General features: G+C 73.9%; 20 protein-coding genes and 1 tRNA gene. 9 read left to right on the top strand and 12 right to left on the bottom strand.

Annotation, left to right across the window (positions count from 1 at the left end; all coding sequences use genetic code 11):
• The first annotated feature begins 86 nt into the window (after positions 1-86).
• From O2W18_RS00820 to O2W18_RS00790, 7 genes are all read left to right on the top strand, one after another.
• Positions 87-935: a PaaX family transcriptional regulator gene (locus O2W18_RS00820; RefSeq protein WP_269185688.1), complete on the top strand. Its 849-nt coding sequence runs from the start codon at positions 87-89 to the stop codon at positions 933-935.
• A 68-nt stretch (positions 936-1003) separates the two neighbouring features.
• Positions 1004-1912 (top strand): SDR family NAD(P)-dependent oxidoreductase, encoded by a 909-nt coding sequence (locus O2W18_RS00815; protein ID WP_269185687.1) that lies wholly within the window; start codon positions 1004-1006, stop codon positions 1910-1912.
• Between the two features lie 5 nt (positions 1913-1917).
• The gene (locus O2W18_RS00810) at positions 1918-2781 is read left to right on the top strand and encodes an amidohydrolase family protein (protein ID WP_269186725.1); all 864 of its coding nucleotides are present in this window, start codon (positions 1918-1920) and stop codon (positions 2779-2781) included.
• Positions 2778-4322, top strand: coding sequence for an acyl-CoA synthetase (locus O2W18_RS00805; RefSeq protein WP_269185686.1), 1545 nt, complete (start codon positions 2778-2780; stop codon positions 4320-4322). The genes O2W18_RS00810 and O2W18_RS00805 overlap by 4 nt, the downstream gene beginning before the upstream one ends.
• Positions 4319-4774 carry a MaoC family dehydratase gene (locus O2W18_RS00800; RefSeq protein ID WP_269185685.1) on the top strand — a complete coding sequence of 152 codons (456 nt, stop codon included), beginning with the start codon at positions 4319-4321 and terminating at the stop codon, positions 4772-4774. The genes O2W18_RS00805 and O2W18_RS00800 overlap by 4 nt, the downstream gene beginning before the upstream one ends.
• 65 nt (positions 4775-4839) lie before the next feature.
• Positions 4840-5412: a TIGR00730 family Rossman fold protein gene (locus tag O2W18_RS00795; protein ID WP_269185684.1), complete on the top strand. Its 573-nt coding sequence runs from the start codon at positions 4840-4842 to the stop codon at positions 5410-5412.
• A 10-nt stretch (positions 5413-5422) separates the two neighbouring features.
• On the top strand, positions 5423-6553 hold the full coding sequence (locus O2W18_RS00790) for an NAD(P)/FAD-dependent oxidoreductase (protein WP_269185683.1): 1131 nt from the start codon (positions 5423-5425) through the stop codon (positions 6551-6553).
• Here O2W18_RS00790 and O2W18_RS00785 read toward each other — a convergent pair.
• From O2W18_RS00785 to O2W18_RS00740, 10 genes are all read right to left on the bottom strand, one after another.
• Entirely contained in the window at positions 6546-7508 is a 963-nt protein-coding gene (locus O2W18_RS00785; protein WP_269185682.1) for a GGDEF domain-containing protein, read from the bottom strand. The two genes, O2W18_RS00790 and O2W18_RS00785, sit on opposite strands and share 8 nt — an antisense overlap.
• A gap of 259 nt (positions 7509-7767) precedes the next feature.
• Positions 7768-12012, bottom strand: a complete 4245-nt coding sequence (locus tag O2W18_RS00780) for an ExeM/NucH family extracellular endonuclease (protein ID WP_269185681.1) — start codon at positions 12010-12012, stop codon at positions 7768-7770.
• 179 nt (positions 12013-12191) lie between these two features.
• Positions 12192-13679 (bottom strand): glycoside hydrolase family 3 protein, encoded by a 1488-nt coding sequence (locus tag O2W18_RS00775; RefSeq protein WP_269185680.1) that lies wholly within the window; start codon positions 13677-13679, stop codon positions 12192-12194.
• A gap of 44 nt (positions 13680-13723) precedes the next feature.
• On the bottom strand, positions 13724-14704 hold the full coding sequence (locus tag O2W18_RS00770; RefSeq protein WP_269185679.1) for an ROK family protein: 981 nt from the start codon (positions 14702-14704) through the stop codon (positions 13724-13726).
• Entirely contained in the window at positions 14701-15609 is a 909-nt protein-coding gene (locus O2W18_RS00765) for a carbohydrate ABC transporter permease (protein ID WP_269185678.1), read from the bottom strand. Before O2W18_RS00765 ends, O2W18_RS00770 begins: the two co-directional genes overlap by 4 nt.
• Entirely contained in the window at positions 15606-16397 is a 792-nt protein-coding gene (locus O2W18_RS00760) for a carbohydrate ABC transporter permease (protein ID WP_269185677.1), read from the bottom strand. The genes O2W18_RS00765 and O2W18_RS00760 overlap by 4 nt, the downstream gene beginning before the upstream one ends.
• A 310-nt stretch (positions 16398-16707) precedes the next feature.
• Positions 16708-18045, bottom strand: a complete 1338-nt coding sequence (locus O2W18_RS00755) for an extracellular solute-binding protein (protein WP_269185676.1) — start codon at positions 18043-18045, stop codon at positions 16708-16710.
• A 138-nt stretch (positions 18046-18183) separates the two neighbouring features.
• Positions 18184-19362: an ROK family transcriptional regulator gene (locus O2W18_RS00750; protein WP_269185675.1), complete on the bottom strand. Its 1179-nt coding sequence runs from the start codon at positions 19360-19362 to the stop codon at positions 18184-18186.
• 120 nt (positions 19363-19482) lie between these two features.
• A tRNA-Ser gene (locus tag O2W18_RS00745) sits at positions 19483-19570 on the bottom strand.
• Between the two features lie 86 nt (positions 19571-19656).
• The gene (locus O2W18_RS00740; RefSeq protein ID WP_269185674.1) at positions 19657-21150 is read right to left on the bottom strand and encodes a fibronectin type III domain-containing protein; all 1494 of its coding nucleotides are present in this window, start codon (positions 21148-21150) and stop codon (positions 19657-19659) included.
• 25 nt (positions 21151-21175) lie between these two features.
• Here O2W18_RS00740 and O2W18_RS00735 point away from each other — a divergent pair, with 25 nt between their 5' ends.
• Complete coding sequence (locus tag O2W18_RS00735) at positions 21176-21433, top strand: hypothetical protein (protein ID WP_269185673.1); 258 nt, start codon at positions 21176-21178, stop codon at positions 21431-21433.
• Between the two features lie 287 nt (positions 21434-21720).
• Positions 21721-23535, top strand: a complete 1815-nt coding sequence (locus tag O2W18_RS00730) for a helicase-related protein (protein ID WP_269185672.1) — start codon at positions 21721-21723, stop codon at positions 23533-23535.
• 14 nt (positions 23536-23549) lie between these two features.
• Here O2W18_RS00730 and O2W18_RS00725 read toward each other — a convergent pair whose 3' ends face one another.
• Positions 23550-24605, bottom strand: coding sequence for a hemolysin family protein (locus O2W18_RS00725; RefSeq protein WP_269185671.1), 1056 nt, complete (start codon positions 24603-24605; stop codon positions 23550-23552).
• Entirely contained in the window at positions 24602-25993 is a 1392-nt protein-coding gene (locus O2W18_RS00720; RefSeq protein ID WP_269185670.1) for a hemolysin family protein, read from the bottom strand. Before O2W18_RS00720 ends, O2W18_RS00725 begins: the two co-directional genes overlap by 4 nt.
• Positions 25994-26096 lie beyond the last annotated feature (103 nt).

The raw sequence follows: 26096 nt of genomic DNA, 5'->3' as shown, positions 1-26096 counted from the left end.
CCGCCCGGGGGCTCGGACGGGGGGTACTTGTGGAGGCGACTGCGGACGTGGGCCCTGTGGACGCGACTGCGGACGTGGGCGCAGCGGTGAGCACTCAGGCGGCTCCCGCGTCGGCCGACCGCGGGGCGGACGGGCCGCACCGGCCCCAGTCGTTGCTGCTGGGCTTCCTCGGCGGTTTCGTGCAGGGTCGGGAGATGCCCCCGCTGCCGGCGGTGGTGTTGCTCGACCTGCTCGGGGAACTCGGCGTCACCGAGGCCGCCGCCCGGGCCACGCTCAAGCGGATGACCCACCGCGGCCTGCTGGAGCGGTCACAGGTGGGGCGGACCGCGCGCTACCAGCTGACCGCCCTGAGCGAGGGGGTGCTGAGCCGGGCCGGCCGGCGGGTCGACTCCCCCACCCCGTTCGAGCACCCGGAGGGCAGCTGGACGCTGCTGAGCTACTCGATGCCGGAGAGCCTGCGGGACCTCCGGCACCGGGTGCGCTCCCGGTTGGCGTGGGCGGGCTTCGGCGGGCTGCGCGACGGGTTGTGGATCGCCCCGGGCACGGTCGACGTCGCGGAGGTCTTCGCCGAGGCCGGCCTGGAGGACGCCGCCGGGCTGGCCGACTGGTTCGCGGCGCAGCCGCTGCCGGGCACCGACGTCGACGGCCTGGTGCACCGGGCCTGGGACGTCCCCGCGGTGCTCGCCGCGCACCAGCTCTTCCTCCAGGCGTGGGCCGCACCGCCGGAGGACCTCAGCGAGCTGGGGCGGGCGACCCTGCTCATCGCCGACTGGCTCCGGCTGCTGGGCACCGACCCCGGGCTCCCCGCGCGCCACCTCGGCCCGGACTGGCCGGCCGCCCGCAGCACCGACCTCTACCGGCGGACGTTCGCCGCCCTCCGGCCCGGGGCCGAGGCCGCCCTGACCCGGGCGGTCCGGGCCGCCCCCGGCCCGTGACACCCCACCCATCGACCCCCCAGATGTCCCCAACCGTCGCCAGCACGGCGTCGAACGAAGGAGCACTCATGGACCTGACCGGCAAGGTCGCCGTCGTCACCGGATCCGGACGGGGCCTCGGCCTCGCCTACGCCACCGAGCTCGCCCGCTGCGGGGCCGCCGTCGTCGTCAACGACGTCGACCCCGACGTCGCCGAGGCCGCCGTGCAGTCGATCACCGACGCCGGGGGCACCGCCGTCGCCGAGGTCGTCGCCGTCGGCAGCACCGAGGCCGCCCAGGCGCTGGTCGACCGGGCGGTGGACGAGTTCGGCCGGCTGGACGTGCTGGTCAACAACGCCGGCATCCTGCGGGACACCACGCTGTGGAAGATGACCGACGAGCAGTTCGACGCCGTGCTCACCACGCACCTGCGCGGCACCTTCACCTGCACCCGCGCCGCCGCGGTGCGGATGCGCGAGCAGGGCGAGGGCGGCCGGGTCATCTGCATCGGCTCCCCCACCGGCCAGGTCGGCAACTTCGGCCAGACCAACTACGCCGCCGCCAAGGCCGGGATCGTCGGCATGGTGCGCACCTGGGCGATGGAGCTGGCCCGGGCCGAGATCACCGTCAACGCCGTCGTCCCGGTCGCCGCCACCGCGATGACCGAGACGGTGCCCTTCCTCAAGCCCTACGTCGACGCGCTCGCCGCCGGAGACCCGCTGCCGCCCTTCGCCCGGCAGGAGCTGGGCTTCGGCAGCCCCGCCGACGCCGCCGGCCTGGTGGCCTTCCTCGCCTCCGACGCCGCGGCCGGCATCACCGGGCAGGCCGTGGGCATCGGCGGCGACCGGCTCGCCCTGTGGACGCACCCGACCGAGGTGGTCGTGGAGTTCGCCGACGGCACCGGCTGGTCCCCCGACGCCATCGCCGAGGCGTGGCCGGAGAAGTTCGCGTCGTCCCAGCAGACGGTGGGCCAGCAGCTGCCGGAGCCCCCGAAGTGAGCGGGCTGGACCTCGACTCGCTGGTCGCCATCGACGTGCACGTCCACGTGCACGCCGACTCCCACGGGCACCTCGCGCTGGACGACGAGCTCAACGCCGCCGCCAGCAAGTACTTCAAGGGCGACCCTTACGACCCGACCGTCCCCGACATCGCCGCGGACTACCGGGACAAGAAGATGGCCGCGGTCGTCTTCACCGTCGACGCCGAGGCGGCCACCGGGCAGATGACACTGTCCAACGAGGAGATCGCTGACCTCGCCGCGCAGCACCCCGACGTGCTGATCCCGTTCGGCTCGATCGACCCGGCGCGCGGGGTGGCCGGCATCCGCGCCGCCCGCCGGCTGGTGGAGTCCCACGGCGTGCGGGGGTTCAAGTTCCACCCCAGCCTGCAGGACTTCCTGCCCAACGACCGCGCGGTGTACCCGCTGTACGAGGAGCTGCAGAGCCTCGGCGTCCCGGCGCTGTTCCACACCGGGCAGACCGGGATCGGCGCCGGGCTGCCCGGCGGGCGCGGGATCAAGCTGCGCTACTCCGACCCGATGCTGCTGGACGACGTCGCCGCCGACTTCCCGGGGCTGACGATCATCATGGCGCACCCGTCGGTGCCCTGGCAGGACGCCGCGATCTCGGTGGCCACCCACAAGGCCAACGTCTACATCGACCTCTCCGGCTGGTCGCCGAAGTACTTCCCGCCGCAGCTGGTCCGCGCCGCGAACACGATGCTGAAGCGCAAGGTGCTCTTCGGGTCGGACTACCCGCTGCTGCGCCCCGAGCGCTGGATCCGCGACTTCGCGGCCCTGGATATCAAGGACGAGGTGCGGCCGCTGATCATGAAGGAGAACGCGATCGTGGCCCTGGGATTGCGGTGAGGAACGCCGGACTGGGCTCCTGGCCCGAGCGCCGGCTGCGGAGCTCCCCGCACAAGCCGGCCCTCTGGTTCGAGGGGACGACGACGACGCACGGCGAGTTCGCGCTGCGGGTGCGGCGGGCCGCCACCGCGCTGGCCGGGCTCGGGGTGCAGCGCGGCGACCGGGTGGCGTGGTTCGGCGCGAACCACCCCGCCGGGCTCGAGATGCTGTACGCCTGCGGCCAGCTGGGCGCGATCTGGGTGCCGGTCAACGCCCGGCTCACCCCGCCCGAGGCGCAGTACGTGCTCGAGCACTCCGGTGCATCCCTGGTCGTGCACGGCCGGGAGCACGGGACGACGGCGGACACCCTGCGCGAGGCCCTGCCCGCCGTCCGGCACTGGGTGGCCGCCGAGCCGCCGCTGGCCGGCGGCGCCGAGTCACTGGACTGGGCGGGGCTCCTGGCGGAGGCGGAGCCGGTCCAGCGCGACGAGCCGGTCACCCTCGACGACATCTGCCTGATCATGTACACCTCCGGGACCACCGGGCGGCCCAAGGGCGCGGTGCTGACCCACGGGAACATGACCTGGTCGTGCATGAGCCAGGTGCTGGGCTTCGACTTCACACCGGACGAACGGACCCTGGCCCTGGCCCCGCTGTTCCACATCGGCGGGCTGAACGGGACGCTCAACCCGACCCTGCTGCGCGGCGGCTGCGTCGTGCTGGTGCGGGGGTTCGACCCGCCGGCGACCCTGGCGGTCATCGCCGAGCAGCGGGTGACGTCGTTCTTCGCCGTCCCCACGATGCTCGACGCGCTCAGCCGCCAGCCGGACTTCGGCACCCTCGACCTGTCGGCGCTGCGCACCATCGGCGCCGCCGGGGCACCGCTCCCCCTCCCGCTGCTGCGCACCTGGCTGGAGCGCGGGGTGACCGTGCAGCAGGCCTACGGGATGACCGAGACGGCCCCCGCCGGCACCGCGCTCGACAGCGCGGACGCGGTGACCAAGGTCGGGTCGGCCGGGAAGTCGCAGTTCTTCACCGACGTGCGGGTGGTCCGGCCGGACGGGACCGAGTGCCCGCCGGGGGAGGTCGGCGAGATCGTGGTGTCCGGGCCGAACGTCATGGCCGGGTACTGGAATGCGCCCGAGGCCACCGCGGCCGCGATCGTCGACGGCTGGTACCACTCCGGGGACGCCGGCTCCACCGACGAGGACGGCTACCTCTACATCCGCGACCGGTACAAGGACATGATCATCTCGGGCGGGGAGAACGTGTACCCGGCCGAGGTCGAGTCGGTGATGCTGGAGCTCCCCGAGGTGCAGGAGGTCGCGGTGATCGGCACGCCCGACCCGCACTGGGGCGAGGTCGGTCTGGCCGTCGTCGTCCCCGCGCCCGGGGCCGCCCGCGACGCGGACGCGCTCCGCGCCGCGCTGCGGGAACGGCTCGCCGGGTTCAAGGTGCCCAAGGAGGTCCGCTACGTGGACGAGCTGCCCAAGACCGCGACCGGCAAGATCCGCAAGCCGGACCTGCGACGTACGTACGTGCCAACCGAGGAGGACGCATGACCACCACCACCACGATCGCCGAACTGCCCGCGCTGAAGGGCCAGGAGCTGGGCACCAGCGACTGGCACGAGGTGACCCAGGAGGCGGTCAACCTGTTCGCCGACGCCACCGGTGACCACCAGTGGATCCACGTCGACGTGGAGCGGGCCAAGGCCGAGAGCCCGTTCGGCGGCCCGATCGCGCACGGCTACCTGACCCTGTCGCTGCTCGTGCCGCTGGTCACCCAGACCTACACGATCACCGACGCGAAGATGGGCGTGAACTACGGGCTGAACAAGGTCCGGTTCCCCGCGCCGGTGCCGGTCGGCTCCAAGGTCCGGGCCCACGTGACGCTCAAGGACGTGGAGGAGGTCGCCGGCGGGCTGCAGAACACCTTCGCCGTCACCATCGAGCGCGAGGGCGGCGACAAGCCGGTCTGCATCGCCGAGTGGGTCACCCGCGCGTACGCCTGAGGGACGCCCCTCCTGCCCCCACCCTGCAGGAGGGGCATGACGGCGATGCGCATACCGTCCGGGGCGTGCGCATCGCCGTCTTCACCGGGTCCCAGACCGGGCCGCCGTCCCACCAGCGGGCCGCCGCCACCTTCGCCACCGAGCTGGCCCGGGCCGGGGTCGGCATCGTCTACGGCGGCGGGAACGTGGGCCTGATGGGCGTCGTCGCCGACGCGGCGCTGGCCGCCGGCGGCGAGGTGGTCGGGGTGATCCCGCAGCACCTGGTCGACGACGAGGTCGCCCACCCCGGGCTGCCCCGGCTGGAGGTCGTGCAGACGATGCACGAGCGCAAGGCGGTGATGGCCGACCTGTCCGACGCCTTCGTCGCGCTGCCCGGCGCCGCCGGCACCCTGGAGGAGCTGTTCGAGGCCTGGACCTGGGGGATGCTCGGGCTGCACGCCAAGCCGACCGCGCTCCTGGACGTCGACGGGTTCTGGCAGCCGCTGCTGGACCAGCTGCGCCGGATGGTCGACGATGGCTACCTGGCCGCCAACCGGCTCGACGCGCTCGGCGTGGTGCACGACGCCGCGGAGCTGCTGGCCTTCGTCGCGGGCTATGAACACCCGGCGCGCAAGTGGACCCCGCCGCCGGCCGCCTAGCCTGCTGGCCATGGAGCACGCGGACGTCGTCGTCGTCGGGGGCGGGCCGGCCGGTGCGGCGTGCGCAGCCGCCGTCCGCCGGGCCCGGCCGGACGCCGACGTGCTGGTGCTCGACCGCGCCGACTTCCCCCGGGACAAGGTCTGCGGGGACGGGATCGCACCCGAGGCGCTGGACGTGCTGGCCGGGCTGGGGATCGACGTCCCGGCGCTGACCGCGGGCTTCCCGCCGGTCCCCCGCCTGCGCCTGCAGGGCCCGGGCGGGACGACGGTCGAGCGGGCGATGCACCGGCCGTCCCTCGTCGTCCCGCGCGCGGTGCTCGACGGGCGGCTGCTCGCCCAGGTGCTGGCCACCGGCGTCCGGTTCCGCCGGCACACCGTCCGTCAGGTCACCGTGCACCCCACGCACGTCGAGGTCGACGGCGTCCTCCGGGCCGGGGTGCTGGTGGGCGCCGACGGCGCCGAGTCGGTGGTGCGCCGGGCGCTCGGGGTGGCCCCCAACCCACCGGACCGGCTGGCCGTGGCGATCCGCGGCTACGCCCCCGTGCTCCCCGGCATGGACGGTGTGCAGGTGGTGACCACCACCGACCAGCGGTGGCCGGCCTACGCCTGGTCCTTCCCGCTCGGCGACGGGCGGGCCAACGTGGGCTACGGCGAGCTCGTCTCCGGGGGCGTCACCCGCACCGAGCTGGTCGCCGGGCTGCACCGGATGCTGCCGGGCGTGCAGCCCGAGGGGCTGCGGGCGCACCGGCTGCCGCTGTCGACCGGCCGGCCCCGACTGCCCGGTGGCCGGGTGCTGCTGGCCGGCGACGCGCAGTCACTGATCAACCCGCTGACCGGGGAGGGGATCTTCTACGCGGTGCTGTCCGGCGCGCTGGCCGGCGCCGCCGCCGGCCACGGCGAACGCGCCGGTGAGGTGCACCGGCGGCTGCTGGCCCGCCGACTCGGCCGGCACCTCCGCGCCTCCTCGGTGACCTCCCAGCTCAGCCGGTGGCCGGTGCTGATGGACGCCGCCGTGCGGGCCGCCCAGGCCGACCAGCGGGTCTTCGACGACGTCGTCGCCCTCGGGCTGGCAGACGGACGGCTCACCCCCCGGACCCTGGCGGCCACGGTGCGCCGGCTCGGGCAGGGGACCGTCAGCTGACCGCGGCCACCTCGACCCGGCCGCGGCCGGCGCGCTTGGCCGCGTACAGGGCGGCGTCGGCGGCCGCGTAGAGCTCTTCCAGCCCGACGGCGTGCGTGGGGGCGTGGGCCACGCCCAGGCTCACCGAGATCGCCAGCAGGGTCCCGTCGGGCAGCACCAGGGGCGCGGCCCGGACGGCGTCGAGCACCTCGGCGGCCCGGGCGGCGGCCACGTCCGCCGGGCAGTCGGGCAGCAGGACGGCGAGCTCGTCACCGCCGGTCCGGCTGAGCACGGCGTCCCCGGCCCGGACCACCGAGCGCAGCACCGCGGCGATGTGCACCAGGGCGTCGTCCCCGACGGGGTGGCCGTGCTCGTCGTTGATCGCCTTGAACGAGTCGACGTCCACCAGGACCAGCGAGGTGCCCCGCGGTGCGACCGGGGCGGCCAGCGCCGTGCTCAGCGCCGCGTCGAGCACCCGCCGGTTGGCCAGCCCGGTGAGCGAGTCGGTGGCGGCCTGCTGCTGCAGCTGGGCCACCAGCCGGTCCTGGGTCTCCCCGGCGCGCACGAGCATCGTCGCCATGACCACCAGCACGGCGCCGAAGAAGCTGAGGTCGCTGACCGCGTGGCCGGCGGGCTGGAGGTGGAACAGCACCACGGCGTCCCCGGCCAGCGCAGTCGCGGTCACGAGGGTCACCGCGGTACGGCGGAGCTGGACGCCGGCCCAGAGCACCGGGAAGGCCAGGAACGCCTGGCCGCCGGCGGAGGGGTCGCGGGTGATCCAGTTCATCCCGCAGCACAGCAGGACGCCGACCAGGGAGGTCAGCACGTAACCGCCCCGGGCGTCGATCCAGGCCGGGTCGCCCAGCCGGAAGGCCACGGCCAGGCCGCCGAGCAGCGCTGCGCACAGCCAGGAGGCGAGGACGCCACCCGTCGTCACCGCGTTGGGGCCGAACAGCGAGAAGACCAGCAACGTCACCGCGCACACCAGGATCACCGGGACCGCTGTCCGCGCCGCCGTCCGAGGGGCGCGTGCCCTCAGACGTTCGCTGATCTGCACCCTCAGGTGATCGGCACCCCGGGCGCTCAGCTGTGCGCCTCCCGCCCCGGACGGGTGAGTGCGGCTCCCGCCACGACGGCGACGGGCCCCCACCGGAGTGGGAGCCCGTCGTCGTACGGCTGTCGTGGTCAGTGCCTCAGCTCGGGCCGGTCGCGCGCCCCAGCAGGTGCACCGCGGGTCACCGCAGCCAGGTGCCGAGCAGCTGCCGCAGCCACGCGGCGAGCTTCTCCGCCAGGCTGCCCCCGGTGCCCGGCTTCGCCTCCTCGGTGACCTGCACCTCGACCGTCGCGGTCGATCCGGAGGTGGCCCCGGTGGCCGTGACCTCGACGGTGCCGGTGTCCACGGAGGCCGGGACGCGCACCCGGACCGAGGCAGCACCCTCGGCGTCGGTCGTGACCCGACCCAGCCGCCGGCCGTCCACGGTGACCTCGACCCGCTCCGAGGGGCCGAAGCCGCTCACCGAGAAGGTCACCAGGTCGCCTCGGCTGAAGGTCGACGGCGAGACCGCCACCTCGGCCGTCGGCTCCTGCGGCTGCTCGGAGGCGTCCCCGACGGTGACCCGCTCGGTGAACTCCTCCGGGCTGAGCGGGGAGTTCTCCTCCAGGTAGGCCTGGAAGGAGTCGAAGTCGATCAGGCCGGTCTGCTCCGTGGTGCCCTCGGCGAAGGTGGTGAAGTTGTCCCCACCGGAGGCCAGGAAGCTGTTGGTCGCCACCCGGTAGGTGGCGTCGAGGTCGATCGGCTCGCCGGAGATCCGGATGCTGTCGACGAGGATCCGCTCACCGGGGGCTGCCTCCGGGTCGTAGGACCAGGTCAGCTCCTCGGAGGTGCCCAGCGCCAGGAACGGCCGCGAGCTGCCCTCGGGCTGCCACTGCTGCTCCAGCACCTGCACCAGCTGGGCCCCGGTCAGCGAGACGACGACCAGGTCGTTGGCGAACGGGGTGACCTCGTTCGCCTCGGCCAGCGTGATCTCGCCGTCCTCCCCGTAGAGGAGGTCGGCCCGCAGACCGCCGGGGTTGACCAGACCGAGGTCGGCCGGCTCGATCGCACTGTCGGCAGCGCCGGCGACGTAGCTGTCCGCGACCAGGCCACCGAGGGCCGAGTACGAACCCCGGTCCTCGACCTGCTGGCCCTCCGGGCCGGTGCTGTAGGCGCGGGTGATGTCGGCCGTGACCGTCCCGACGACCTGGCTGCCGACCTCCTCGGCGATCGCCTGGGCGGCCGCGACGGTGTCGGCGACCTCGGCCACGCGCGGGTATGCGGCGACCAGCTCCTCCTCGGGCAGCTCTGTCAGGGCCAGGTTCTCCACCGTCGAGGCGGTGACCTCGTCGGTCGACTCGTCGTAGCTGAGCACGATCCGCCCGAGGTCCGCGGCGTAGGAACCGGTCTGGATCACCGGCCGGGTCTCGTCGGTGCCCGGGACCGGCGCCTGCCAGGCGTAGGTCTGGTGCGTGTGCCCGGTGAAGATCGCGTCCACGTCGGCGTCCACGCCGTTGACGATGGCGGCGAACGCGGTGTCCGCGGCGAGCTCGGCCTCCAGCGTGCTGGTGGCCTCACCCTCCGGCGCGCCCTCGTGGGCGACCAGGACGATGACCTCGGCCTCGTCGCCTGCCCCGTCGGTGAGCTCGTCGGTCACCCGGTTCGCGGCCTCGACCGGGTCGCCGAACGTGATGCCCTCGATGCCGGCCGGGGAGACCAGCGAGCTCGTCTCCTCGGTGACGACGCCGATGACCCCGACGGTGACGCCGGCGGCCTCCACCAGCGCGTACTCCGGCAGCACCGGCTCACCGCCGGCGCCGTAGACGTTGGCGCCCAGGTAGTCGAAGTCGGCCAGACCGCTCTCGCCGTCGACCCCCACCCGGCCGGTCAGGTCGGCGAAGCCGCGGTCGAACTCGTGGTTGCCCACGGCCGAGGCGTCGAGCCCCATCTCGTTGAGCACCTCGATCGTCGGCCGGTCCTGCTGGCTCGAGGAGACGAACGGCGAGGCGCCGATGTTGTCCCCGGCCGACAGCAGGACGGTCGCGTCGACGTCGTCCCGGGCCCGCTGCTGCTCGATGGTGCCCGCGAGGGCCACCGCGTCGCCGAGCCGGCCGTGGAAGTCGTTGATCCCCAGCAGCTGCAGCTCGGTGGTGTCTCCGTCGCCGCCGGTGTCGCCGCCGGTGCCCGGCTCACCCAGGTCCAGGCCCACGATGATCGGGTCGTGGTCGGAGGACCGGAACGGGTCGTCGTCGTACCAGCCCGGGTAGCCGTCGTACTGGTAGCCGTAGGACTCGACGGAGTTGATGTTCCAGATGTCGACGCCGGTGACGTCGGTGACCAGCGCCGGCGAGCCGAACGCGTGGTCCAGGGAGCCGACCCGGCCGCTGAAGACGTAGGTGCTCTCGCCGGTCTTCGCCCCGAGGTTGGTGTAGCCGGCCTCGACGAGGACGTCGAGCGGGTCCTCCATCGTGTAGCTGTTGAAGTCACCGATCAGCAGGGTGGCGTCGGGCGCGCTCTCCAGCGACTCGACGAAGGCGACCAGCCGCTCGGCCTCGGCGACGCGGGTGGCGTTGGCGTTGCCCTGGCCGTCGCCGGCGTCCTCGTCGCCCTCGGGCGCCGAGCCCTTGGACTTGAAGTGGTTCACCACGACGGTGAACTCCTCACCGGCCGCACGGAACGTCTGCGCCAGCGGCTGGCGGGCCAGCCCGGCCCACACGTCGTCGGTGTCGACGACCGACTCACCGACCAACTCGACGGCGGCGGGCTGGTAGATGAAGGCGTTGCGGATGACGTCCTGGTCCTCCACCGGCGGCAGCACCGCCGGCGAGGGGACGAACGCCCAGCGCTCCTCCCCGGCCCCGGCGTTCAGCGCGGCGGTGAGGGCGGCCAGGGCCTCGTCGCGGTCCTCCCCGAACTTGATCGAGTTCTCGATCTCCTCCAGGGCCACCACCTCGGCACCCAGCGCGTTGATGGCTGCGACGATCTTGGCCTGCTGCTCCGCCAGCTCCGCGGCGTTCTCGGCACCGCGTGCCTCGCCGCCGAAGGTGGTGAAGTAGTTGAGGACGTTGAACGACGCGACCTGGACGTCCCCGCCGACGACCTCGGGGGCATCGGTGCGGGGGTTGCTGTCGTCGAAGGACGCCTTGCCGGTGGTCTCGGCGGTGACGACGGTCGCCGGCTGGGCGCGCCAGGCGTCGTACCGGTAGTCCAGGACGTAGGGCACCTCGCCGAAGGACGCGACCTGGTCGCCGACCCGGACGGCGTTCTCGAGGGCGCCGTAGCTCGGCTCGATGCCGGCGTTGGCGAGGTTGGTGCTGCGGCCGTCGTCGAGCAGGAGGACCCGGGCTGCGTTCGCCGCCTCGTAGGCGATGGCCTCGGCACCCGGCTCGACGACGTCGGTGGCCTGGCGCAGCGGCTCGTCGCCGGGGTTCAGCATGATCTCGCCGAACCGGTTGAGGTTGTAGACCTCGGTGACGGTGAAGGGGCCGCTGAGGGAGATCCGCACGCCCTCCAGCGCCTCGCGCTGGGCGGCGTCGGTGCCCGCCCAGTCGACGGCGACCGGATCGGGCAGGGCGGCGTCCTCGGCGCAGACCGCGACCGCGTCCGCGGTGATCTGGGTGAGGCCCTGGTACTCGGCGACCTCGCCGGTGACCTGGACGGCGTCGCCGATCTCCAGGCCGTCGGTGGCGCCGAAGACGTTGACGGCGGTCGAGGCCGCGCCCGGGGCCGCCGCCGGGTCCTGCACGTAGACGCTGCCGAAGCCCTCGGGGCTGCTCGTCACCACGCCGGCGACGGTGACCGAGTCGCCCACCAGCGGGCTCTCGTCCCCGGTGCCCTGCACGTCGGTGATGGCGGTGAGGCCGTCGGTGGCGCAGTCGGCCGGCTCGGGGTCGGTGGGGTCGGGGTCCGTGGGCTCGACGACCGCGTTGGCCGCGCCGAACGTGTTGGTGTCGGTGACCATCCAGACGCCGTCGATCAGCTGGATCGAGCCCTCGGCCGTGACCCCGCTGCCCTCGCTGACGCCGACGTCGGTGGACTCGACGGACTGGTCGCCGAACGTGCCGGTCAGGGTGCCCTCGTAGGAGAGGAACTGCACGACCGTGCCGTCGGGAGCCACCAGGGCGACGCCGTCCGGGGAGCCGTTCTGCAGCCCTTCGAAGTCCACGACCAGCGCGCCGGAGTCGCCGACCGCGCCGGAGAGGGTCTGCGTGCCGTAGACCGTGCCGTTGCTGCCGTTGACGCCGACCAGGGTCCAGCCGGTGAGGTCGGTGCCCGGTGCGGCGGTGACCTCGACGCGCTCGTTGGCGTCGGCTCCGTCGTTGTCGTAGTGGAACTCGCTGATGAACGGGCTGCCCGCGGGCGGCTCGAGCGCCAGTGCGGGGGACGCGCCGAGCAGCGCACCCCCGACGGCGACGGCGGTGACGGCAGCGACCCTGCGCGCTGTCATCGAGTGGGCAAAGGGCACGTGTGGCCTCCGGGTGCGACGGATCGGTACGACGCCGTGGACTGTCACTCATCCGTGTGAACGCGACGTGTCGACATGAAAGCAGGCAGTCGTCGATACGGACAGGTCCTGTTCATGTCCGTCTGCTCCGGACCGCCCGCCCCCGGGGCGGACCGACCGACTCAGTCGCCGTGGAGCAGGTCGGCGACCGCCTGGGTGACCGCCCGGGCGGCACCGTGCGCCGCGACCGCCGGCCCCGGCGCCCGCTCGGCGTCGACCGACATGCCCAGCGCGACGAGGACCGCGTCGGGCCGGGCCCGGTGGAGCCGGTCCAGCCACGCCGTCTGCCAGGGGCTGCGGTACGCGTCCCGCACGGCGACCACCACCGGCCGGCCGGCCGCCGCGGTGACCACGTCGTCGGCCGAGACGCCGTCCTCGGTCACCGTCTGCAGCCCGGCCAGCAGGCCGTGCTCCGCCAGCGGCCCGGCCAGGCTCCAGGCCGCGTCCCCGACCGCCAGGTTCGTGCCGGCCCGCAGCTCGGCCACGACCGCCGGCCCGGTCAGCGGGGCGACCTCCCGCGCACGGAGGGCGGCCCGCGCGGCGGCCCGCCCGGTGCCCGGCGCGGTCACCGGCGCCGCGGATCGGGCCACAGCGGCGAGCCGCTGCCGCAGCGCGGTGACCCGGGCCGCGGCGTCCCGCAGCCGGTCCTCGGACAGCGTGCGGTCGGCGACGGCGGCCCGCACCGCCGCCCGGATCGCCGCGCAGTGCTCCTCGCCGTCCTCGGCGCCCAGCAGCAGCAGGTCGGCGCCGGCGGCCAGGGAGAGGACGGCTGCCCCGGCCAGTCCGTGCGCGGCCCGGACCCCGGCCATGTCGAGCGCGTCGGTGACCACGACACCGGTGAAGCCGAGCTCCTCCCGGAGCAGGTCGACCAGCAGCCGGCGGCTGAGCGTCGCCGGCGCCGCGTCCAGCGCCGGGAAGACGACGTGCGCGGTCATCACCAGGTCGACCCCGGCGCGGATGGCGGCGGCGAAGGGCGGCAGCTCCCGCGCCCGGAACGTGGCCTCGTCGGCGTCGATGACCGGCAGGCCCAGGTGCGAGTCGACCGTGGTCGACCCGTGCCCGGGGAAGTGCTTGGCGGCAGCGGCGACGCCGGCGGCCTGCAGCCCGCGGACGAAGGCCACCCCGTGCCGGGCGACCAGCGCCGGGTCGGCACCGAACGAGCGGACGCCGATGACCGGGTTGCGCACGTCGCTGTTGACGTCGACCGACGGCGCGAGGTCGACGTCCACCCCCACCCGGCGCAGCTGCGCGCCGATCCCGGTGGCCACCGCGGTGGTCAGCGCCTCGTCGTCCACCACGCCGAGCGCGGCGTTGCCCGGCCAGCTGCTGCCCACCGTGTACTCCAGGCGGGTCACGTCCCCGCCCTCCTCGTCCAGCGCCACCAGCACGTCGCCGCGCACCGCCCGGGCCGCCGCGGTGATCGCCGCGATCCGCTCGGTCACCGGCGGGCCCTCGCCGGTGAGGTTCTGCCCGTACAGGCAGATGCCGGCGAGGCCGTCGTCCAGGGCGTCGGCGACCCAGGCCGGGAGCGTCGGACCGGTGAAGCCCGGCATCAGGCAGGCGTTGACCAGCCGGTCCAGGTCGGGCGTGCTGCGGGGCTCGGTGGCCATCCTGCGGAGCTCCTCGTCGGGGGAAGGGGGTGCGGCCGTGCCGGTCACGACGGGGTGGGCACCCGGCGGTGCCCGTTCGCCGCGACCCGGTCCCGCACGGCGAGCGCGGCCCCGATCGGGGCCACCGGCACCCCGTCCGGCACCAGCTGGACCCGGTCGGCGATCCGCAGGCTGTCCAGGAACGGCGAGCCTGAGGCCTGCCGCCGGGACTGCTGCGCCACCGCAGCCAGCAGCGGGACGCCCACCTCGGCGACCCCACCCCCGAGCACCACGTGCTCGACGTCGCAGGTGAGCACCAGCAGCCGGACGGCGGCGGCGACCGCCCCGGCGAAGGCGTCCCGGACCCGCACGGCGGCGGGGTCCCCGGCGGCCGCCGCCTCGAACACCTCCACCGCGGCGGGCCGACCGGTGCGGCTCGGCCAGGCCGCGCCCAGCGCCGCCCCGGAGGCGTAGAGCTCCAGGCACCCACGCTGGCCGCACGGGCAGCGCGGGCCCGCCGGGTCGTGCGGGATGTGCCCGATCTCCCCCGCGCCGCCGCGATGGCCGCGCCGCAGCTCCCCGCCGAGCAGCAGCCCGGCGGCCACCCCGGTGCCCAGGGAGAGGAAGGCGAGGTCGCCCCGCAGGCCGAGCACCCGTGCCGCGCCGACCGCGGCGACGTTCAGGTCGTTCTCCACGGTCACCGGCACACCCCCCAGCCGGTCGGCCAGCAGCAGGGCCAGTGCGACCGGCTGCTCGGAGATCCCCAGGTTGACCGCGTGGGAGACCTCGCCGGTCAGCGGGGCGACCAGGCCGGGCACCCCGGCACCGACCCCGGCCAGCTCGGCCGGTGCGATCCCGGCGGTGTGGCACAGCTGCCCCACGACCTCGGCCGCGGCACCGACCACCCCCTCGGTGCCGGGCCGGCTGGGCACCCGCACGCTGGCCCGGACCGTCGCGGCGTCGTCCAGCAGCACCCCGAGCACCTTGGTGCCGCCGATGTCCAGCCCGACCGTGCACCCGCCCTCACCTGCCGAGAGCGCGGTCACCCCTTCACCGCCCCGGCCACCAGACCGGAGCTCATCCGTCGCTGGACGAACAGGAAGAACAGGATGACCGGCACGGTGATCACCGCCGCCCCGGCCATGACCACCCCCCAGTCGGTGGCCCGGTTGGCCTCGACCAGGCCCTGCAGCCACAGCGGCAGGGTGCGCTCGGCCGGGTCGGTCATCACCACCAGCGCGAGGGTGTACTCGTTCCAGGCCTGCAGGAACCCGTAGACGCCGGAGGCGACCAGCCCGGGGGCGAGCAGCGGGAAGGTGATCCGGAAGAAGGCCCCGGTCCGCGACAGCCCGTCCATCATCGCGGCCTCCTCCAGCTCGATCGGCACGCCGCTGACGAAGCCGCGCAGCATCCAGATCGTGAACGGCAGGACGGCGGCGACGTAGACGATCGACAGGCCCACCACCGAGTTGACCAGCTGCCAGGTGTCCAGCATCTGGTACTGGGAGATGAACAGCCCCTCGGCCGGGATCATCTGCACGACGAGCACCGTCACGATGAAGCTCTTGCGGCCGCGGAACCGGAACCGGCTGATCGCCAGCGCCGCGACGAACGCGAAGAGGATCGCGGCGGCCAGGGTCAGCCCGGTGACGGCCAGGGAGACCCTGAAGGCGTCGTAGAACGACGGGTCGGTGAGCACCCGGCGGAAGTTCGACAGGGTGCCGCCGAAGGGCAGGAACGACGGCTCCGGGGTGCGCAGCCGGTTGGTCGGCAGGAAGGCGCTGTTGATCATCCAGTAGACCGGGAAGACCCAGACCAGCGCGGTCAGCACCGCCAGCACGCCGAGCAGCCGGCGGGCCGCCGTGCCCCGGCGACGCGGCCGACGCCGGGCGGGCACCTCCCGGGCCCTGGCCGGCACGGCCGTGGCGGGCGGCGGGACGACGGAGGTCACGCCTCCTCCTCGCGCAGCATCCGGCGGATGTAGGCGGTGGTCAGCAGGAGCGTGATCACCAGCATGATCGTGGCCATCGCCCCGGCCATCGAGAACTCCTTGGACAGCGAGTAGATGTAGGTGCCCAGCAGGTGGGTCTCCCGGGTCGGCGCGCCGGCCCGCTGCAGGACGTGGATCTGGGTGAACACCCGCAGGTCCCAGATCACCTGCAACAGGGCCACCACGAACAGCACCGGCTTGATCATCGGGAGCGCCAGCCGCCACAGCCGCTGCCAGCTGCTCGCCCCGTCGAGCTGCGCGGCCTCCAGGCACTCCTCGGGCACCTGGAGCAGCCCCGCGTACACGGTGAAGACGACGAACGGGACGCTCATCCAGACCACGATCACCGTGGCCACGGCGTAGAAGGACAGCGGCTCGATCAGCCACGAGTGGCCGCGCTGCCCCTCCATCCCCAGCGGCCCGGCCAGCACCCAGTTGACGACGCCGTACTGGGAGTCGAACAGCCACTGCCAGACGGTCATCGTGGCCAGCACCGGGGTGCCCCAGGCCAGCAGCATCCCGACCTGCAGGGTGATCCGGGCGCCCCGGCCGACCTTGGTCATCAGCACCGCCAGGGCGATGCCCAGCGTCATGGTCAGCGCCGCGTTGACCAGGCAGAAGGCGATCGACCGGGCGATCACCCCCCAGACGTAGGGGTCGGACAGCAGGGTGGCGTAGTTGTCCAGGCCCACCCACTCCGCGGGGCGGCCGAACTGCTGGGCCAGGCCGTACTCCTGGAACGAGAACACGAACTGGCGGACCAGCGGGTAGCCCAGGCCCACTGCGAGCGGGACGAGGGCCGGGACGAGCAGGAGGTAGGGCCCCAGGCGGGAGCGGAGCGGTCTCTGCCGATGCCGTGGGGCCGCAGGGCTGCTCCCGGTCGCCGGGTGCGGGGTGCGGGGAGGGGCGGGTGCGATCGTCGCAGGTGCGGGTGGCGCGGGCATGGGGGGCTCCTGGATCCGGGCAGGACCGGGCCGGGCAGGGGGACGCGATCGCGGCGCGTGGGCGCCGGACGGCGGGCGGGCGCGGTCGCGTCCCCCGGCGGACGAGGTCAGGCGGTCAGTTGAGCGTGTCGGTGATCAGCTGGTCCGTCTTCGCCGCGGCCGTGGCCGGGTCGGTGCCGCTGGCGATCTCCTGGAAGAGGTCCTCCAGGATCCGGGCGCCCTCGACCTCGGCCCACTTCTCCGCCGGCGGCGTCAGCTCGGCGTCGACCGCCGCGGCCAGTGCCGCCTGGGCGTAGACGTCGTCGCCGAGCGCGTCGGCGTACTCGGTGTTGCCCGGGATCAGCCCGTTCTCGGCGAGCATCGTCTGGTACTCGGGGGTGAAGATGATCCGCAGCAGGTCGCGGGCCAGCTCCTGGTTGCCCGACTTGGCCGGGATGCCGATGTTCGAGCCACCGGAGAACACCGGCGCCACCGAGCCCTCCTCCAGACCCGGGAGGGCGAAGATGCCGGTCTTCTCCTCGTTGCACGCTTGCTGCTCGTCCAGCAGCGCCTTCGCCGCCGCGGACTCGTCGTCGGCGGCCACGCCCTTGTTGCACTCGGGCAGGTCGATGCTCCAGCGGGCCCAGGTCGGGGCGGAGAACATCGCCGCCTCACCGTTGTTGAAGGCGATCCACGGCTCGTCGGAGTCGGCGTCCCGCGGTGCGCTGGTGGCGGTGGCGAACAGCTCCTGGACTGCGGCCAGCCCCTCCTGCGACTCGGGGCTGGACAGCGCCCCCGCCCACTCGCCGTCCTCCTCGACGGCCAGTTCGCCGCCGTGGCTGTTCAGCCAGGCGACGCCGTTGTACCAGTCCTGGCCGGGCAGCCAGAAGCCGGAGAAGCTCGGTGCCCCGGTCGGGTTGGCCTGCTGGAGGGTCTGCGCGACCTCGGTGAACTCGGCCAGCGTGGTGGGCACCTCGACCCCTGCGGCGGCGAAGAGCTCCTTGTTGTAGAAGACCGCGCGGGCGCCGGAGTAGTAGGGCACCGCGTACAGCGTGTCGTCGACCGTGCCGGCATCGACGAAGCCCTGCAGCAGGTCGTCACCGCCGAGCTCGTCGTACATGTCACTGATGTCGCTGAAGGCACCGGCGTAGGTGAACGTCGGGCTCTGGGTGTTGCCGAGCTCCACCAGGTCCGGCGTCTGGCTCTCCGACGTCAGCGCCGTCTGCAGCCGCGGGACGAGCCCGTTCCAGTCCTGCTCCTCGATCACCAGGGTCGAGTCGGGGTGCTGGGCCTCGAAGGTCTCGACCAGGTGGTCCCGCAGCTCCTGCGGGGTGTCGGAGCCGGCGAGCCACAGCCGCACCTCTCCTCCACCGCCACCACCCTCGTCACCCGCGGCGTCCCCGCCGCCGCAGGCGGACAGCGCCAGCATCCCGATGGCCAGAGCGGCCAGGCCGCTCGTGCGTACGCTCTTCATGTTGGGGTTCCTTCCCGATGCGGGGACGGTGCCGGACAGCGCCGTTCCAGGGGCGTGCTCTCCCGACGTGCAGGAGGTCGGCTCGGGGTCGTCGCCTGGGTGCACCACCACCCAGGTCGCGTGACCGCGTTCGCGAGGTCACGTGACCCCGAGCTGACCGGACAGCACGAGCACGGCAGCCCCGGACAGGGCACCGTGCTCGCCGAGCGAGGTCATCCGCAGCTGGACGTGGCTGCTGACGACCGGGATGGTGCGTTCGCGCAGGGTGGCCAGCGCCGCGTCGCGCAGCGGTCCACCCAGCAGCTCCTCCGGGCCGCAGAGCACGACCTCGGAGAGGTTCAGGGCGCTGACCACCGGGGCCAGCACGATGCCCAGCCGGCGCCCGACCGAGGCCAGCGCGGCGTCCCGGCCGGCTGCGTCGAGCCCGGCGATCCGCCGGCGCATCGCCGGCACGGACAGCACCGTCTCCAGGCAGCCGAGGCGCCCGCAGGCGCAGAGCTCGGGGCGGCCGAGCGGAGCCCGGTCGTGCTCGTCGCGCTCGTCCAGCGCGGTCACGTGCCCGAGTTCACCGGCGGCGTGCTCGTTGCCCTGGACGAGGGCGCCGTCCAGCACGATGCCGGCGCCCACGCCACCGCCGACGGTGAGCACCAGCAGGCCGTTGCCGGAGGCGCCGCCCCAGGTGAACTCCCCCAGCGCGGCGGTGTCCGCGTCGTTGGCCACGTGCACCGGCAGCTCGAGCGCCGCGCTCAGCTGCTCGGCCAGCGGCAGGTCGTACCAGCCGCGGTTCGGGGCCTGCAGCACCCGGCCGGAGAGGTCGATGACGCCCGGGGAGCCCACGCCCACCCCGAGCACCGGGCGGGTGGTCGCCGCCACGAGCTCCCGGCAGAGCCCCAGCAGCACCTCGACGGCCGCGGCGCCGGTGCAGCCGCCGACCGGCGCCGTCCGGCGCTCCCGGACGGCGCCGGAGAGGTCGAGCACCGCACCGTGCACCCGCTCGTCGTCGGCCAGGTCGACGGCGACGATCTGGAAGGCCTCGGCGTCCAGGCCGACCAGCGTGCCGGGCTTGCCGACCTTGCCGTCGGCCTGCTGGCCCAGCTCGGTCACCAGGCCCTGGGCGAGCAGGGAGGCGACGAGGTCGGAGATCGTCACCCGGGTCAGCCCGGTCGCGCGGGCCAGCTCCGCCCTCGATCGCGGCCCGGCGTGGAAGAGCAGCTGGAGCACCATCGAGCGGTTGCTCGCCCGGGCATGCTCGGGCAGCACCTTGGCGGTGGAGCGCAGGGCTCGCCTGGGCTGCGGGGGGTCTGCGACGGCGGTCACATTTGTTAGGCAACCGTCCTTACAAACAACTGTCAAGAGGGTGGCGCACGGGTGAGCGGAACGCAACGTCCCGGTGACCTGGGGGCAGCCGTCCGTGCGCACGGGCGGACCGGCGATGTGCGGAGGGCGTGGGATTCGAACCCACGAAGAGGGATTACCTCTTAGCGGTTTTCAAGACCGCCGCCATCGGCCACTAGGCGAGCCCTCCTGGCGGTCCGAGGCTAGCGCCCCGGCCTGGAACGGGTCCGGCCCCGCCCCGCAGATGCGGGACGGGGCCGGAGTGGTGAAGCGGGACTACTGCGCGCGGCGGCGCGAGGCGACGAGCAGGCCGCCTCCGGCCCCGAGGGCCAGCACGCCGGCACCGATGAACGGCAGCGGCGAGAAGCCGGTGTAGGCCAGGCCACCGGAGTCGGTGACCGTCGCGACACCACCGGACACGGTGATCTCGATGACCATGTTGCGGGCGTTGCCGTTGGCGTCGACACCGGCAGCGACCAGGTGGTGCGTGCCGTTGACCAGGTCCTTGGGCAGCGTCGCCGTGAAGCTGAACGTGCCGTCGAAGAGGACGACGGCCGAGCCGAGCTTCACCGGGCTGGAGTAGACGATGACGTCGACCGTGGAGCCGGGCAGGAAGTCCTTGCCGGTGATGGTGACCTTCTCGCCGGCCACGACCTTGCCGTCGACGGCGTCGCTGACCAGCGTGCCGTCGGACTTGGGCAGCGTGGCGGGCACGGTCAGCGCGGGGACCGCACCAGTGCGCACGGACGCGTTCGGACCGGAGTTGCCGGCGGTGTCGTGGGCCAGCACGGTGATCGCGTAGCTCTTGCCGGTCTCCACGCCGATCAGGCAGGTGCGGTCGGTGACGGTCGGGCTGCACGGCGCGTGGCCGCCATCACCGCTGTCCAGGTCGCTGTAGTAGACCTCGTAGCCGCCGACCGGGAGGGTGCCGGCGGGGGACGGGTCCCAGGTGACCAGCAGCGAGCCGGGCCGGGTGGCCACGGCCAGGTTGGCCGGGAGGCCGACCGGGGACACCGGGGTGCCCACCGTCGACGAGCTCGCGGTGCCGTTGCCGACGGTGTTCACGCCGCGGACCCGGACGACGTAGTCGGTGCCGTTCGTCAGGCCGGTGACCGAGCCGGTGAGGGCCGCACTGTACTGCTCCGTGGCCGTGGAGGCGAAGGGCTTCCAGGTGGCGCCGTCGTCGACGCTGTACTCCCAGGTGGCCGCGGTGTTGCTGCCGTTGTCCGAGCCGGGGAAGAAGCGCAGGGTCAGCGCCCCGTCACCGCTCCGGGCGGACAGCTCGTAGGGGGCCTCCGGGGCCGCCGGCACGTTCCCCGACGGCGGGTCGACCGTGGTGCAGGTGTACGAACCGCTGATGACACCTGCGCCGGTCACCGTCGATACGGTGGCCGCCGCGGAGTCGGTCCCTCCGCCGGTACCCGCGGAGCCGGCGCCGGCGCCACCCTTCGCGCTCACCAGGAAGCCGTTGGCACCGGTGACCACGGACGCCGAGCCACCGCCGCCGCCATAGGTCACGACCGTCGAATCGTTCGGGTCGAGGGTCTCGACGCCGTCCAGCCCCGCGGTGTTCGCGACGCCGGAGGCGTTCGTGCCACCGGTGCCCACCTGCGGGACGGTCCCGTCGGCGTCCCCGCCCTGGTTGCCTGCGTAGAGCCGGAAGACATCGCCGTCCACCGCCGTCGTCGACGTCGCGACGCGGCTGCCGGAGGCGCCCACGCCGGGGGTCCCACTGGTGTCGCTGCTGCCACCGGCCGCGCCATCGAGCACCCAGTCGATCGTGCAGGAACCCTCCATGACCAGCTCGGTCGCGCTGGTGATGGTCTCGCCGCCGCCCGATTCGGTGGAAAAGGTGTTCGTGGTGGTACCGGCCGAGGCGATGCCGGTGACGCTGAGGACTGCGGTGGACAGGCCGATCGCGGTGACGGCCAGCAAGCCGGCTGCACGACGGGACGGGGACGTGAGACGCACGTCGATCTCCCAGGGGAAGGGTGCCCGGAACGCCGGGCGCGTCTACCCGGAGGTCCGGGTGCTGCACGGAACCTGGCACTGACCTGGGTGCCGACCGTGCGCCGCCGAGCCGTTGGTACGTCGCGTTATCAAACCGTAACCTGTCCTGGATGAGCCGTTTGTTGGGCAACTACCGACAACCGCCCGCAGAGGAGCCCTCGAGCTATTCCACGTGGCCTTGGCAGAACAGCACGAGCGATCAATGGATCGTCGTGGAAAGCCCGATGGGGCATGATGAGACCGCTGGCGGTGTTCCACCTACTGATGGTCCGCGCACGCGCGCGTCGACCTCCCACCGTCTGATCCCTCACCGAAGGACACTCCCTGTCTGTGACCGTCCCCCCGCAGTCCCCCACCCGTCGCCGTGAGCGCAGCGCCTCCCGCGAGAACGCCGCCCGTGACGCCGACCGGATCGCCGCGCGCGACGAGAAGCGCGCCCAGCAGATCTGGGTGGACGGCGCTGCTCCCGAGCTCCCCTCCCGGGCCACCCGCCCGGAGAAGGTGGTCTTCCACCTCGGCCCGACCAACTCCGGCAAGACCTACGAGTCGCTGCAGGCGCTGGCCGCCACCGGCTCCGGCGTCTACGCCGCCCCGCTGCGCCAGCTGGCCCACGAGGCCTACGCCAAGCTCTCCGCCCAGCTCCCGCCGGGCACCGTGGGCCTGTCCACCGGCGAGGAGGAGATCGACCCGAACGCGGCGATCGTCTGCTGCACCGTGGAGAAGGCCCCCGACCGCGGCGAGCTGCTCGTCCTGGACGAGTCGCACTGGGTCACCGACCCGGACCGCGGCCACCACTGGGCGCGGCTGCTGCTGACCGGCGAGTACCGCGAGATGCACCTCATCTCCGCTGCCGAGGCCTACCTGGTGCTCAAGCCGCTGGTCACCGACGCCCAGCAGGTGCAGGTCGTCAACCACAAGCGGCTCTCGCGCCTCGACGTCCTCAAGGCACCGGTGCGCACCGACGCCGTCCGCCCGCAGACCCTGGTCGTTGCCTTCTCCCGCAAGGCCGTCTACGCCGTCGCCGCCGAGCTGGACCAGCACCGGCCCGGCAAGGTCGGCGTGCTCTACGGCGCGCTGCCGCCGGCCACCCGCCGCCAGGTCATCGACCGGTTCACCCGGGGCGAGTTCGACGTGCTGGTGACCACCGACGTCATCGGCCACGGCATCAACGTGCCGGCCACCACGGTGCTGTTCGCCGAGACCACCAAGTTCGACGGCCAGGAGCTGCGCCCGCTGCGCACCTGGGAGGTCGCCCAGATCGCCGGGCGCGCCGGGCGGTACGGGCTCACCGGGCACGGCCAGACCGGCATCCTGATCGGCGTCGCCGGGCTCAAGCCGGTCGGCGCGCTGGTCGGTGCCGGCGCTGCGGTCGCCCGCGGCGACGAGATGAGCGACCTGCCCAAGCGCCGGCCCCGCCTCCGCCCGGAGCTGGAGGACCTCGGCGCGTACGAGGCGGTCGACCTGCCCGAGGCGCTGACCCGATGGATGGCCTGGGCACGGGTCGCGACCCAGGACGAGGGCATGACCGCCGACGACGTCACCGGCCTGGTGCTGCGGGTGCACGCCCTGCTGCCGATGCTGCGCGGGCCGCTCGGCGAGGCCGGCGACCTGCAGACGGTGTGGCGGCTGATCAACCTCGCCATCGACTACAACCCGCCGCGGCGCACCCGCTGGCTGGTGCTGGCCCGGGCCGCCCTGCAGCACGCGGTCGGCCTGCCCGTGCCGGTCGAGACCGTGCTCCCCGAGTACCCCGTCAAGGGCTCGGTCGAGGAGTACGAGCAGGCCGCTGCCGCCGCGCGGGACGCCCAGACCCTGCTCCGCCAGTTCCCCGGCGTGGCCGGGCTGGACAGCGACGACGCCGCCGAGCTCGAGGAGGCGTGCGCCGAGACGATCACCGAGCTGCTGCCCGACGCGATCGCCATCGGCCGCTCGGGCACGTGCACCGAGTGCGGTACCTCGATCGCCCCGTGGTTCACCACCTGCCGCCCGTGCAGCGGCCCGCGCGCCGGGCGGGGCGCCGCCGAGCGCTCCCGTCCGGCCGGCGGCGGCCGCGGCCGGGCGGGCGATCGCCCGGCGCCGACCGCGAACACCGGCGGGGGCGCCGGCCGGCGCAACCGCTCCTCCCGGGGGTCGCGCCGGAGCTGAGCGGCCGGCCGCCGTCACCGACGGCCGGCCGCCACCGTCTGCGCGGCGTCCCGCACCTCGCCGACCAGCTCCTCGAGCACGTCCTCCAGGGCCACCACGCCCACCGTCCGACCGCCCTTGTCCCGGACGACGGCCAGGTGAGCGCCCTCCCGCTGCATGGTGGCCAGCACGTCGCGCAGCCCCTGGTCGGTCGTCGCGCCGGCCAGGGGCCGGATGAGCGCCGGGTCGACCGGGGAGTCCCGCTCCGCCACCGGGACGGCGAGGAAGTCCTTGAGGTGCACGTAGCCCTCGAGGTCGCCGTCGCCGTCCACCACCGGGAAGCGGGAGTAGCCGGTGGCCGCACACACCTCCTCGAGCTCGCCGACGGTGATCCCGGACGGCACGGTGACCAGGTCCGCCGTCGGGATCGCCACGTCGGCGGTGCGCTGCTCGTCGAACTGCAGCGCACCGGTGAGCAGCTGGTGCTCCCGCTCGTCGATCAGCCCCTCACGGTGCGACTCCCCGATCAGGCCGGTCACCTGGTCGCGGGTGTACGTCGAGCTGACCTCGTCCTGCGGCGTGACCCGCAGTGCCCGCAGCACCAGGTTGGCCACCTGGTTGAGCAGCCAGATCAGCGGGTGCAGGCCCCGGACGACCCAGTACAGCGGCGGCCCGAGGAGCAGCGCTGCCCGCTCCGGGCCCGCGAGCGAGATGTTCTTGGGCACCATCTCCCCCAGCACCATGTGCAGGAAGACCACGACGGCGAGCGCGATGGCGAATGCGATCGGGTGCACCAGCGCCTCGGGCAGACCCGCTGCGGCGAAGGGCCCCTCGAGCAGGTGCGCCACGGCCGGCTCACCCACCGCACCCAGGCCCAGTGAGCAGACCGTGATGCCGAGCTGGGCGCCGGCCATCATCAGCGAGACGTTCTCGATGGCCTTCAACGTCGTCCGGGCGCCGCGCACGCCCTCGGCCGCGCGCGGCTCGATCTGCGTCCGCCGGGCGGAGACCAGGGCGAACTCGGCTCCCACGAAGAAGGCGTTCCCGGCCAGCAGCAGCACCGCGAGCAGGATGGCCACGCTGTCGCTCATCGGGCGGTCTCCCTCTCGGTCCGTCGTGCCGAGGCCGCGGTCGCGCCCCCGGTGCGCCGCATCCGCACCCGGTCGACCCGGTGGCCGTCCAGCCGGGTCACCGTCACCGCCACCTCGGTCGGCACGGGGACGCCGTCGGGGTCCGGGTGGGCGACGTCGCGGGCCGGCAGGACGACGCGGTCGCCGACCCGGGGCAGCCGGCCCAGCCGCTCGGTCAGCAGCCCGCCGAGCGTGTCCGTGCCCTCGCCCTCGGGCAGTTCCAGCCCGACGGCCTCGCCGGCCTCGTCGGGCCGAAGCAGGCCGGAGAGGACCCAGGACCCGTCCGGTGCCTGGCGCTGCCGGTGGACGGGAGCGTCCTGCTCGTCGTCGATCTCGCCGACGATCTCCTCGATGAGGTCCTCCAGGGTCACGATGCCGGCGGTGCCGCCGTACTCGTCGACCACCACGGCCACCTGCAGGCCCGGCTCGCGGAGGGTCTCCAGCAACGGGTCGAGCTCGACGGTCTCCGGCACTGCGCGCACCGGCACCATCACCTCGCCCACCGTGCGGGTCGCCCGCTGTGCCGCCGGCACCGCCATCGCGTGCTTGAAGTGCACGACCCCGACGACGTCGTCGACGCTCTCCCCCTCGACCGGGAATCGCGCGTGCCCGCTCGACGCAGCCAGCTCCAGCAGGTCGGCGACCGGCTGGTCCGCGCGGAGGAACCGGACCCGCGGACGGGGGGTCATCACGTCGGCCGCCGTCCGGTCGCCGAACTGGATGGACCGGGCAACGAGGTCGGCCGTGCCCACGTCCAGCGTCCCGGCCTGCCCCGACCGGTTGACCAGCGACGCCAGCTCCTGCGGGGCCCGCGCCGAGGCGAGCTCCTCGGTCGGGGTGATGCCCATCAGGCGCAGCAACCGGTTCGCCGACCCGTTGAGGAAGGTGATCAACGGCCGGGTCGCGGTCGTGAAGGCTCGCTGTGGCCCGGCCACGAACTTCCCCACCCGGGTCGGCTCGGCGATCGCCCAGTTCTTGGGCACGAGCTCGCCGAAGACCATCTGCACCCCGGTCGCCACCGCGAGCGCGAGCCCGACCGAGATCGCGGTCACCGCCCCGTCGCCCAGCCCGGTCAGCCCCAGCGGCCCACGCAGCAACGTCGCCAGCGACGGCTCGGCGATGAACCCGACGACCAGGCTGGTCACGGTGATGCCCAGCTGCGCGCCGGACAGCTGGGTGGACAGCGAGCGCATCGCCGCGACCACACCGGCCGCCCGGCGGTCGCCCGCCGCCGCCTCACGTTCCAGGGTGACCCGGTCGGCGGCGATGAGGGAGAACTCGGCCGCGACGAACAGCGCGTTGGCGGCGACCAGGAGAACGGCCGCCAGGAGCAGCAACCACTCGGTCACCGGCGTCCCCACCGTGTCCGGTCATGGCGCGGCCCTGGGCAGCGCGTGCTCACCGTGGTCCCCTGTTCCTCGTCGTCGATCCGGCGTCCGCACCCGGCTGCAC

The organism is Modestobacter sp. VKM Ac-2983 (assembly GCF_026967885.1).
In the GTDB taxonomy this organism is placed as follows: Bacteria; Actinomycetota; Actinomycetes; order Mycobacteriales; family Geodermatophilaceae; genus Modestobacter.
The sequence above is the reverse complement of the archived record's forward strand: the minus strand, read 5'-3'. Positions and strand labels throughout refer to the sequence as shown.